The sequence below is a fragment of the Micromonospora sp. NPDC049559 genome (assembly GCF_040676675.1).
Lineage (GTDB): Bacteria > Actinomycetota > Actinomycetes > Mycobacteriales > Micromonosporaceae > JBFAPK01.
Genome location: NZ_JBFAPK010000073.1, coordinates 1 through 10,566 on the forward strand (window position 1 = coordinate 1; position 10,566 = coordinate 10,566).

Here is a 10,566-nt window from a genome sequence, read left to right on the forward strand (position 1 = left end):
GCGCGGGGACAATCGGGCTAGGGCAAATCCTCGTTAGTCGATTTCTAATCACGTGGATTTGCCCTAGATCGACGGAGGGTGGGGCGTGCTACCGTCGCCGGCCGTGGAGCATCGTCGTCTCGGCCGCAGCGGCCTGTACGTCAGCGAGATCACCTACGGCAACTGGCTCACCCACGGCGAGTTGGTCGCCCGGGAGGCCGCGCTGGCGTGCGTACGCGCCGCGCTGGAGGCCGGCATCACCACGTTCGACACGGCCGACGTCTACGCGCAGGGCGCCGCCGAGGAGGTGCTGGGCGAGGGGCTGCGCGGGGTACGCCGGGAGTCGCTGGAGATCGCCACCAAGGTCTGCCTGCCCACCGGGGACGGCCCGAACGACCGGGGACTGTCCCGCAAGCACATCGTCGAGTCCTGCCACGCCTCGCTGCGCCGCCTCGGTACCGACTACGTGGACCTCTACCAGGCCCACCGGTACGACGAGCGCACCCCGCTGGAGGAGACCCTGCTCGCCTTCGACGACCTGGTACGCCAGGGCAAGGCCCGCTACCTGGGCGTCTCCGAGTGGACCGCCCCGCAGATCCGGGCGGCGCTGGACCTCGCCGGGCAGTTGGGGCTGCGCGGCCGGATCGTGGCCAACCAGCCGCAGTACAACATGCTCTGGCGGGTCATCGAGCCCGAGGTGCTGCCGCTGTGCCGGCGGGAGGGGATCGGCCAGGTCGTCTTCCAGCCGCTGGCGCAGGGGGTGCTGACGGGCAAGTACCGTCCCGGGGAGCGCCCGCCGGAGGGCTCCCGGGCGACCGGCGGCGGGCGGGCGCCCCGCTTCATCCGCCGGGTCCTCGGCGAGCGACTGCTGGAGCGGGTGCAGCGGCTGCGCCCGGTCGCCGCGGAGGCCGGCCTCTCGATGGTGCAGCTCGCGATCGGCTGGACGCTGAGTACGCCCGGGGTCAGCTCGGCGATCGTCGGCGCGTCCCGCCCCGAGCAGGTCACCGAGAACGCGGGCGCCGCCGGCGTGCGGCTCGGCGACGACGTGCTGGCCCGCGTGGACGAGGTGCTCGGCGACCTGGTCGACCGCGACCCGACCAAGACCGCCCAGATGATGTCGGTCAAGCCCGAGTGGGCCGGCCCGGCCGCCCCCGCCCCGTCGATCTAGGGCAAATCCCCGTGTTTGGAGGTCAACTAACGGGGATTTGCCCTAGATCGACGGAGGCTGGTGGGGGCGGGCCGGTCAGAGTGCGGCGTGCAGGGCGCGCATGGAGCGCAGGGCGGAGCGGACCTCCTGGAGGTACCGCCCCGGCGTGAGGGCCGGCTCGGGCTCCGGCTCGACCCGCAGCCCCGGGTCGACGCCGACGGTCTCGATGCCGCAGCCGGAGGGCAGGGCCAGCGTGCGTACCGCGTCGCAGTGCTGGAACGGTACGTAGATCGGCGCGGTCACCATCAGCGTCGGGTCGCCCGGGGCCAGGGCGACCTGCCCGGCCCAGAAGAGCTGGGTGTCGGCGGTGTGGGCGCGCCGTACCGCCGGATCGCTGGACGGTGCCGCGAGCACCCGTACCGGCGGCAGCCCGGTCGGCCGGTAGCGCCGTACCGACCAGGAGCGGTGCGGGTCGTCGCCGGGGGAGGAGTCGACCCGCTCCGGCTCCGGGCAGTCGAACGCGGCCCGCACGCCGGCCTCCAGCGCGTCCACCTCGGTCGCGCAGCCGGCGAACCCGGCCCGGTCGAGCAACTCCCGCTCCGCGGGGGAGAGCGGGCGGAAGCTGCCGAGCACGGCGACCTCGCCGGTCACCGCGAGCCCGTCGCGCAGCAGCCGCGCGGCGTACCGGGTCCGGCGCAGGCAGCCGTGCGCGAGGCCGCCCAGGACCAGCAGATAGGCGTACGCGGAGCGGGGCGGGGGCGCCGCCTCGACCATGCCGAGCGCGCGGGCGGCGTCGCGTACCAGCCGCGCGGTCGCCGGGTCGAGCGCCGGTTCGGTCGCCTCCGGCCGTTCCCGCCCCCGCCGGAAGTCCCAGTGCCGGGCGGAGAAGTCGTCCAGCCAGGCCAGCGTCGCGGCGGTGTCGCCGTCCGGGTACCGGCCGCCGAACGCCGCGACGAGGGAGCGGACCGGCTCCGACGTGATCCAGTCGTGGATGCCGGCGGCGATCCGGGCGGGGGAGGCGCCGGGGGTTCCCGGCGGCAGCGGCACCTGGCGGTCGGACACCGCCGGATCATAGGGCGCGCCGGCCCGGGGCGTTGGGGACTGGGCCCGGCCCGCCCCCGGCGCGCCGATCTTGACGGTTGTCGAGGTCGCATACTCTCGGCCCGGACCCGTACGACGGAGGGTGACCGATGAGCGAGGAGCGCCTGCGCCGCCCGGTGAGCCGGACGGACTCGGCCCGGGGACTGGTACGCCTGATCGCGCACACCGATCCGGTGGCGATCATCGGCATCGCGCTGTCGGTCTGCCTCTCCGTCGCGCTGGACCTCACCGGCGCGGCGACCGGGGTGGAGTCGCTGCTCGCCGGCCTGATGGGCACCACCATCTCGTTGCTGGTCGATTCGCTGGCCCGCGCCGAGCGCCGCTTCCACCTGCGCACCCTGATGGACGGGGCGCCCTGGCTCACCTCGGCCATCGCGCCGATCGTGGAGGGGACCCGGGAGGCGGTCGAGACGTACCCGGAGACCCGGGTGGCGGTCGAGGCCCGCCGTCGCTTCGACCGGTTCCGGGCCGAGACGGAGCTGCTGCGGGCGGGCCGGATCCTGCGGCACAGCGACGACCACCAGGACCTGCTCGGCGCCACCCGCGACTGCGCGTCCCGGATGGACGCGCTGACGAACGTGATGCCCCGGGCCAGCGGCGAGCTGAGCTGGTGGCACAGCGACGTCGGGCGGCACTACTGGCGGGTCAACCTGGACGCGCTCGCCCGCGGCGTGAAGATCACTCGGATCTTCGTCTACGCGGAGATCTCCGACGAGCTGCGCGCGCTCCTCGACGAGCAGCGGGCGGCGGGGGTACGGGTCGGGCTGCTCCCGTGGGGCTCGGTCGACCGGAGCCTGCACCTCAACCTGACCATCTGGGACGGCAGCGGCGCCTGGGAGGGCCGGATGAGCGCGCACGGCGAGATCAGCGAACACCTCTACACGGTCAACCCGGTCGACCTCGACCGGCTCGTCAACGCCTTCGAGACCTGCGAGAACGCCGCGACGTTCAGCGGCTGACCGGCGGGACGGGACCGGCGCGGGAGGGGCGGGTAGCGGGTGACCGTTGTCGGGGTGCTGCTGCTCACGGCGGTGGTCTGGGCGGTCAGCCTGATCCGCTCGGTGCGGGCGCGGGCGCTGGTCTACAGTCTCCCGCTGCCGACGACGCTCGCGCTGGTCGGCACGGACTTCACCGTGGACGGCGCGCAGCTGCTCGGGGTGGTCGGGCTCACCCTCTTCTTCCTCGTCGTCACCGTGCTGCACCACCGCTTCCGCTGGCACATCCTGCTCGCCGACCTGGCCGGCGTCGCCGGCTACGTCGCGCTGAGCGCCGGGCTGCTCCTGGTCTCGCCGGTACCGTTCGCGCCGGTGCTGCTCGCGGTGCTCGTGCTCTGGACGGTGGCCGTGCTGTCGCCATGCCGCCGGGACCGCCCGGCGACGGCGAAGACAGGGGACACCGGGGAGACAGAGGGCACAGGGGACACGGCGGGCACGGCGGAGGCGGTGCCCCGGGCCAACGGGCTGCCGCCGCTGGCCAGGCTGCTGGTCATCCTGGCCGGGGCGATCGTGACGGTGCTCTTCGGCCAGTTGCTCCGGGGCATGGTGGTGACGTTTCCGTACTCGGGCGTGCTGGTCGCCGTCGAGACGCGGCGCACCCTGCCCGAGTTCAGCCGGCACTTCGCGCGCAACAGCATCGCGCTGGTCGCCTTCATGGTCGGCTACTACCTGCTGCGCGACGGCGCGGAGCAGGTGGCGCTGGCGGGGGCGTGGGCCGCCTTCGCCGTGGTCGCCACCGCGCTGCACCTGCCCCGGCCGCGGGCGCTCCGGTTCCGGTCGCGTACCGCCGCCCGGCGGGAGCCGCCACCGCGCGACGAGACCCCCACCGCCCGGCGGGAGCCGCCACCGCGCGACGAGACCCCCACCGGCCACCCCGGCCCGGTGTACAGGACCGGGGCGCGTTGTCCGGATTGACCCTTGCCCGGGGCGGGCCGTCGGTGGGAGCGTGCAGTGATCCGCGTTCCGTTCAGTGGAGGTTCTCCGCCGATGAGCACCGCCGACCTGCTGGCCCGGCACCGGGCCGTACTGCCGTCCTGGATGATGCTCTACTACGAGGAGCCGATCGAAATCGTCTCCGGCTCCGGGCGCCGGGTCGTCGACGCCGAGGGCCGCAGCTACCTGGACTTCTTCGGCGGCGTGCTGACCAACATGCTCGGCTACGACGTGGCCGAGGTGCGGGAGGCGGTCGAGCGGCAGCTGCGTACCGGGGTGGCGCACACCTCCACGCTGTACCTGATCCGGCAGCAGGTCGAGCTGGCCGAGAAGATCGCCCGGCTCTCCGGCATCCCGGACGCGCGGGTCTTCTTCACCAACTCGGGTACCGAGGCCAACGAGGCGGCGCTGCTGGTCGCCACGAACTACCGCCGCTCCGGCCAGGTGCTCGCCGTGCGCAACAGCTACCACGGCCGCTCGTACGGGGCGATGGGCGTGACCGGCACGCGCAGCTGGTCGGCGAGCAACCTCAGCCCGCTGCGGGTGAGCTGGCTGCACTCCGGGGACCGGCTGCGCGGGCTGCTCTCCCGGCTCGGCGAGCAGGAGCACCTGGAGGCGGCGGTCGACGACCTGCGCGAGGTGCTCGCCACCCAGACCTCCGGCGACGTGGCGTGTCTGATCGCCGAGCCGGTCCAGGGCGTCGGCGGCTTCGTGCACCCGCCGGACGGGCTGCTCGGCGCGTGGAAGAAGGTGCTCGACGAGTCCGGCATTCTGCTCGTCTCCGACGAGGTGCAGACCGGCTGGGGCCGTACCGGCGAGCACTTCTGGGGGTACCAGGCCCACGACGTGGTGCCGGACCTGCTGACCTTCGCCAAGGGCATCGGCAACGGCTTCGCCCTCGCCGGGGTGGTGGGGCGGGCCGAGGTGATCGACAGCGTCTCGGCCATCTCCTTCTCCACCTTCGGCGGCAACCCGGTCGCCACCGCGGCGGGCAACGCGGTCCTCGACTACCTGATCGAGCACGACCTCCAGCGCAACGCGGCGCGGGTCGGCGCGGTGCTGCGCGACGGGCTCCGCGCGGCCGTCGCCGACCGAGGCATCGTCGCCGAGGTACGCGGCAAGGGGCTGATGCTCGCGGTCGAGTTCGTCCAGCCGGGGACCCGGGAGCCGAACCCGGCCGCCACGCTGCGGGTCTTCGAGGAGTGCAAGCGCAACGGGCTGCTCGTCGGCAAGGGCGGGCTCTACGGCAACGTGATCCGGATGGGGCCGCCGCTGACGCTGACCGAGGAGGAGGCCCGGGAGGGATTGGAGATCCTCACCTCGGCCATCGCGGCCGCCGACGCGGGATGAGCGGGGCGACCTCCGCCTCAGGGCAGGGAGCGGAGCAGCCGGAGCAGGGCGGCGCCGGCCAGGTAGCCGGCCAGCGACACCACCGGCAGCCCGACCGGGTGGTCGCCGGTCTTCGGGGCCACGGCGTTGCCGAAGAGCCCGGCCACGACCGCGGCGTAGCCGGCCGCGGTGAGCAGCGCCCGGGGCGCCGGCCGGGTGAGGGCGCGGGCGAGCGCCGGGGGCAGCCCGCGCGGCCGGGTCGCCGGGCGGTGCCAGCCGCGCAGCTCGATCCGGCCGAAGACCGCGACCAGGCCGGCCAGCGGCACGGTCAGCGCGGCGAGCCAGCCCAGCCGCCAGAGCCACCAGGCCGCCGAGCCGACCGGTGGGGTCGGCAGCACCCCGAGCGCGTCGAGCGCGCCGACGAGGAGCACCACGGCCGTGATGTGCCAGAGGAACACCGTCAGCACGACGCCGTTCACGGCGATCACCACGGCCCAGGGGTCCCGGCGGCGCAGCCAGCGTTCGCCCGGGTCGCGCAGCAGCAGCACCAGCCCGATCTGGCCGGCGGCCACGGCGAGCAGGGCGACGCTCGGCGGCGACATGTTGTGGATCCGCTCGCCGGGCAGGTTCACCATGCTGACCGGGTACGGGCCGACGAGGGTGAGCAGCAGCAGCGCCGGTACGCCGACGAGCAGCAGCGGTACCGCCACCCGCGGGTGCGGCGGCAGCCGGGCGGGCCGCAGCCAGCCCCACCGCCGACGTGGCGGGTCGGGTGCCGGGGCGGTCGCCTCGCGCCAGGCGAAGCCGACCTGGTGCAGGGCGAGCCAGCCGAAGAGGAAGCTGCCGTCGGCCAGCCACTCGGGGCCGTACAGGCGGCCGACGTCACCGGCGGCGACGAGCGCCACCAGCGCCAGCGGTACCAGCCAGCCGAGGCGCCGGTGCAGCGCGTACGTCACCGGCGTCAGGGCCACCACCAGCAGGTACGCGGAGAGGAACCAGAGCGGGATGGTGGCCAGCCAGATCACGGTGCGTACCTCGTCCGGCCCGGCGCCCACCAGCAGCCGGGCGACGAGCGCGGCGGCCGCGAGCACCACCAGCAGCGCGGTGGTGGGCCGCAGCAGCCGGGCGGCGCGGTCCTGGAGCCAGCCGACCCCGTCGCCGCCCCGGCGCCGGTGCGCGGCCAGCGAGGCGGCGTTGGCGTAACCGCCGACCAGGAAGAAGACCGGCAGCACCTGGAGCAGCCAGGTGACCGGGCGGGTCTCGGGCAGGTCGAGCAGCGCCGAGTGCCCGCTGAGCCGGCCGCGCCGGTCGTACCCGATGGTGATGGTCAGCCAGTGCCCGAGCACCACGGCGGCGATGGCGACCGCCCGGACCAGGTCGACGTAGCGCTCCCGGCCCGCGGGGGTGCGCTCGGCGAGCTGGCGCGGGCGGCGCATGTGATCAGGCTAGGTGCCGGCGGGCCGGCGCGAGGCGGATAACGGTTCGGTTGTGAGGTCTTGCTGTTCGCGCGCCGTTAACGTAAGAATCCTTCAACCAGTTTGTGTCAACTGAACAGTTTTTTCCTGCCTCGACCCGCGGCGGGCGCCGTCGGCGCCACCAGCGTGCAGACCGACCCGAGGAGAGACCGATGAACAGGCGTGACATGCTGCGTCGTACCGCGCTGGCCGGTGCCCTGGCGACCCCCGCCGCCGGGCTGCTCAGCGGCTGTGCGCTCGGCGGCGGCGGTGACGACAGCGGAAACGGCGACGCCAACCGGGGCGCCAAGACCGAGAAGAACCCGTTCGGGGTCAAGGACGACGCCCAGCTGGAGGTCGTCATCTTCAACGGCGGCTTCGGCGAGGACTACGCCAAGGCGCACGAGGCGATGTACAAGGAGCTGCACCCGAAGGCGCCGATCAAGCACTCGGCGACGCAGGAGATCAGCAAGACGATGCAGCCGCGCTTCGTCGACGGTACGCCCCCCGACGTGATCAACAACTCGGGCGCGGGTCAGATCGACCCGAACGGGTTGGTCTCCCAGAACGCGCTCGCCGACCTCAACGAGCTGCTCGCCGCGCCGAGCCTGGACGTGCCCGGCAAGACGGTCAAGGAGACGCTGCTTCCCGGCGTGGTCGACGTCGGCTCCTACAACGGCAAGTTCCTGGTGCTGAACTACACCTACGCGGTCTACGGCATCTGGTACTCCGCCAAGCTCTTCGCCGAGCGGGGCTGGCAGTACCCGAAGACCTGGGACGACCACATCGCCCTCTGCAAGCAGATCAAGAACGCCGGCATGGCGCCCTGGACGTACGCGGGCAAGCACCCCCGCTACATGAGCTGGCCGCTGATCTCCACGGCGATCAAGCTCGCCGGTCCGGAGGTGGCCCTGGCGATCGACAACCTGGAGCCGAACGCCTGGAAGTCCGACGCGATGAAGACCGCCGCGGACGCCTGGCACCAGATCGTCAAGGACGGCTACATCCTGCCCGGCTCGCCGGGCCTCGACCACGTGCAGTCGCAGACCGCGTGGTGCCAGGGGCAGGCCGCGCTCATCTCCTGCGGCTCCTGGCTGGAGAGCGAGCAGAAGAAGGTCACCCCGGCCGGCTTCAACATGACCGTCGCGCCGACGCCGAGCCTGAGCAGCGGGGACAAGCTGCCGTTCGAGGCGATCCGGGGCACCGCGGGCGAGCCGTTCATCGTGCCGGCCAAGGGCAAGAACGTCGCCGGCGGGCTGGAGTACTTCCGGGTGATGCTCTCCAAGAAGGGCGCGCAGGACTTCACCCGCAAGGCGTCCAGCCTCACCGTGGTGGCCGGCGCCGCCGACGGGGTCGAGCTGCCGTACGGGCTCAGCAGCGTGGTCAAGGCGCTGGCCGCCTCCGGCAGCAACGGCTTCAACTGGGTCTACCAGAACTTCTACCGCAAGCTGGAGCGCAACCTCGTGGACGCGGCCTGCGGGGAGTTCTTCAGCGGCCGGATCGGGCCGGCCGATTTCCTCGACCAGTGCCAGAAGGGCGCCGACTCGATCGCCAGCGACAGCTCCGTGACGAAGTACAAGCGCGCTTCCTGAGTCGTACCCGTGGCGCCGGGGCCGGCCGGGAAGCCGGCCGGACCCGGTCCCACCGCAACCGAGCACCGGGCCGGGCAGATATGGAACTGATCTCGTGAGACACGGCAAGTACCCGCTGATCGTCACCTTCCTGGTGCCGCCGCTGCTGCTGTACGGCATCTTCGTGCTGTCGCCGTACCTGCAGGCGTTCCAGATCTCCACCACGGACTGGCTCGGCTACTCGCCGAACGCCCACTTCGTCGGTGGGGAGAACTTCGCGGCGCTGCTGAGGGACGGCTACGTCTGGAACGCGGTCAAGAACAACGCGATCATGCTGGCCGTGGTGCCGGTGGCGACGATCGCGCTCGGGCTCTTCTTCGCCACCATGCTCAACATGGGCGGCCGGCGGGGCCGGGCCGGCGTGGTCGGGGTGCGCGGCACCGCGTTCTACCGGATGGTCTACTTCTTCCCGCAGGTCCTCTCCGTGGTGATCATCGCGATCGTCTGGCGCGAGGTCTACCACCCCAACAGCGGCCTGCTCAACGGCGCGCTGCGCGCGGTCGGCCTCCCCACCGCCACCTGGCTCGGCGACCCGCGTACCGCGTTCTGGTGCGTGCTGGCCGTGATGGTCTGGAGCAACGTCGGCTTCTACGTGGTGCTCTTCGGCGCGGCCATGCAGGCGATTCCGCGCGACATCTACGAGGCGGTGATGCTCGACGGCGCGTCCCGCTGGACGACCCTGCGCCGGATCACCATCCCGCTGCTCTGGGACACCGTGCAGGTCGCCTGGATCTACCTGTCCATCGCGGCGCTGGACGGGTTCATCCTGGTGCAGCAGATGACCAACGGCGGCCCCAACTTCTCCACCGACGTCATCGGGCTACGGATGTACGACAGCTCGTTCGGCACCGAGATCAAGTTCGGGTACGCCTCGGCGATCGGTGTGGTGATGTTCTTCCTGACCCTGTCGGTGGCGGTGCTGGCCCTGCGGGCCGCCCGGCGTGATCGGATCGAGTACTCGTGACCACGGTGGAGCGCCGCGCGGCGGCGACGAGCGCGCCCGGCGGTACGGCGCGGACCGGCGACCGGCCGCCCCGGCGCGAGCTGGGTGTGGCGAACGTCTTCTCGCACGGCTTCCTGCTGCTCTGGGCGCTGCTGACCGTCCTGCCGCTGGTCTGGGTGGTGTTCAACTCGCTCAGAACCGACGGGGAGATCCTCGCCGATCCCTGGTCGCTGCCGGACGCGCCGCACTTCGAGAACTGGGCGCGGGCCTGGAACAAGGCGCACATCGGCCGGTACTTGCTCAACAGCGGCGTGGTGGTGATCGGCTCGCTGGCGCTGACGATGTTCTTCGGCGCGACGGCCGCCTACGTCTTCGCCCGGTACGAGTTCCGCGGCCGGCAGATCGTCTACTACCTCTTCGTGGGCGGGATGATGTTCCCGGTCTTCCTCGCCCTGGTGCCGCTCTTCTTCGTGGTGCGCAATCTCGGCCTCTTCGCCACCTGGACCGGCCTGATCCTGGTCTACGCGGCGTACTCGCTGCCGTTCACGGTCTTCTTCCTCACCGCCTTCTTCCGCACCCTGCCCACGTCGGTGGGGGAGGCGGCGATGATCGACGGCTGCGGGCACTTCCGGCTCTTCTTCCGGGTGATGCTGCCGATGGCGCGTCCGGGACTGATCAGCGTGGCGATCTTCAACTTCCTCAGCCAGTGGAACCAGTTCCTCCTGCCGCAGGTGCTGATGCAGGGGAACGACTCCAAGTGGGTGCTGGCCCAGGGGCTCTCCGCGCTGGCGATCAGCCAGGGCTACCAGAACGACTACAGCGGGCTCTTCGCCGGCCTGACCATCGGCATGCTCCCGGTGCTCTTCGTCTATGTCGCGTTCCAGCGCCAGGTCCAGTCCGGACTCACCGCCGGTCAGCTCAAGTAGGCGCCGCCGGGCGCTCTCCCCGTGGGGGGGGGGGGGGCGGGGGCGTAGAGGGGACTCAACACACACGGTTTTTGGATCGTGAGAGGAGGGTGGGCGCGGGGGGGGGGGGGCCCCCCCCGCAGAAAGAA

The 10,566-nt window shown here is 72.3% G+C and carries 9 protein-coding genes; 7 read left to right on the forward strand and 2 right to left on the reverse strand.

The annotated features are described in order from the left end of the window. Positions 1–103 precede the first annotated feature (103 nt). Complete coding sequence (locus AB0J86_RS38475; RefSeq protein WP_363863739.1) at positions 104–1,147, forward strand: aldo/keto reductase family protein; 1,044 nt, start codon at positions 104–106, stop codon at positions 1,145–1,147. Between the two features lie 75 nt (positions 1,148–1,222). Here AB0J86_RS38475 and AB0J86_RS38480 read toward each other — a convergent pair whose 3' ends face one another. After that, the gene (locus AB0J86_RS38480; RefSeq protein ID WP_363863742.1) at positions 1,223–2,188 is read right to left on the reverse strand and encodes a hypothetical protein; all 966 of its coding nucleotides are present in this window, start codon (positions 2,186–2,188) and stop codon (positions 1,223–1,225) included. Positions 2,189–2,316: 128 nt separating this feature from the next. Here AB0J86_RS38480 and AB0J86_RS38485 point away from each other — a divergent pair, with 128 nt between their 5' ends. From AB0J86_RS38485 to AB0J86_RS38495, 3 genes are all read left to right on the forward strand, one after another. After that, positions 2,317–3,186: a hypothetical protein gene (locus AB0J86_RS38485; protein ID WP_363863745.1), complete on the forward strand. Its 870-nt coding sequence runs from the start codon at positions 2,317–2,319 to the stop codon at positions 3,184–3,186. Positions 3,187–3,225: 39 nt separating this feature from the next. Then, entirely contained in the window at positions 3,226–4,137 is a 912-nt protein-coding gene (locus AB0J86_RS38490; protein ID WP_363863748.1) for a hypothetical protein, read from the forward strand. Between the two features lie 72 nt (positions 4,138–4,209). Next, a complete protein-coding gene (locus AB0J86_RS38495) occupies positions 4,210–5,505 on the forward strand; it encodes an aspartate aminotransferase family protein (RefSeq protein ID WP_363863751.1) in 1,296 nt (431 codons plus the stop codon). A 17-nt stretch (positions 5,506–5,522) separates the two neighbouring features. On the opposite strand, the gene AB0J86_RS38500 is transcribed toward AB0J86_RS38495, so the two are convergent. Beyond that, positions 5,523–6,920 carry an acyltransferase gene (locus AB0J86_RS38500; RefSeq protein ID WP_363863754.1) on the reverse strand — a complete coding sequence of 466 codons (1,398 nt, stop codon included), beginning with the start codon at positions 6,918–6,920 and terminating at the stop codon, positions 5,523–5,525. 191 nt (positions 6,921–7,111) lie between these two features. On the opposite strand from AB0J86_RS38500, the gene ngcE reads away from it, so the two are divergent. The 3 genes from ngcE to AB0J86_RS38515 all read left to right on the forward strand — a co-directional run bounded on the left by ngcE (position 7,112) and on the right by AB0J86_RS38515 (position 10,438). After that, positions 7,112–8,530: an N-acetylglucosamine/diacetylchitobiose ABC transporter substrate-binding protein gene (gene ngcE / locus AB0J86_RS38505; protein ID WP_363863757.1), complete on the forward strand. Its 1,419-nt coding sequence runs from the start codon at positions 7,112–7,114 to the stop codon at positions 8,528–8,530. Positions 8,531–8,624: 94 nt separating this feature from the next. Continuing rightward, positions 8,625–9,533 carry a sugar ABC transporter permease gene (locus AB0J86_RS38510; protein ID WP_363863760.1) on the forward strand — a complete coding sequence of 303 codons (909 nt, stop codon included), beginning with the start codon at positions 8,625–8,627 and terminating at the stop codon, positions 9,531–9,533. After that, positions 9,530–10,438: a carbohydrate ABC transporter permease gene (locus AB0J86_RS38515; RefSeq protein ID WP_363863763.1), complete on the forward strand. Its 909-nt coding sequence runs from the start codon at positions 9,530–9,532 to the stop codon at positions 10,436–10,438. The genes AB0J86_RS38510 and AB0J86_RS38515 overlap by 4 nt, the downstream gene beginning before the upstream one ends. The last annotated feature ends 128 nt before the right edge of the window (positions 10,439–10,566 follow it).

Coding starts and splice junctions, on each gene's coding strand:
- AB0J86_RS38495 (WP_363863751.1), top strand. CDS start 4,210: ATGAGCACCGCCGACCTGCTGGCCCGGCACCGGGCCGTACTGCCGTCC.
- AB0J86_RS38485 (WP_363863745.1), top strand. CDS start 2,317: ATGAGCGAGGAGCGCCTGCGCCGCCCGGTGAGCCGGACGGACTCGGCC.
- ngcE (WP_363863757.1), top strand. CDS start 7,112: ATGAACAGGCGTGACATGCTGCGTCGTACCGCGCTGGCCGGTGCCCTG.
- AB0J86_RS38500 (WP_363863754.1), bottom strand. CDS start 6,920: ATGCGCCGCCCGCGCCAGCTCGCCGAGCGCACCCCCGCGGGCCGGGAG.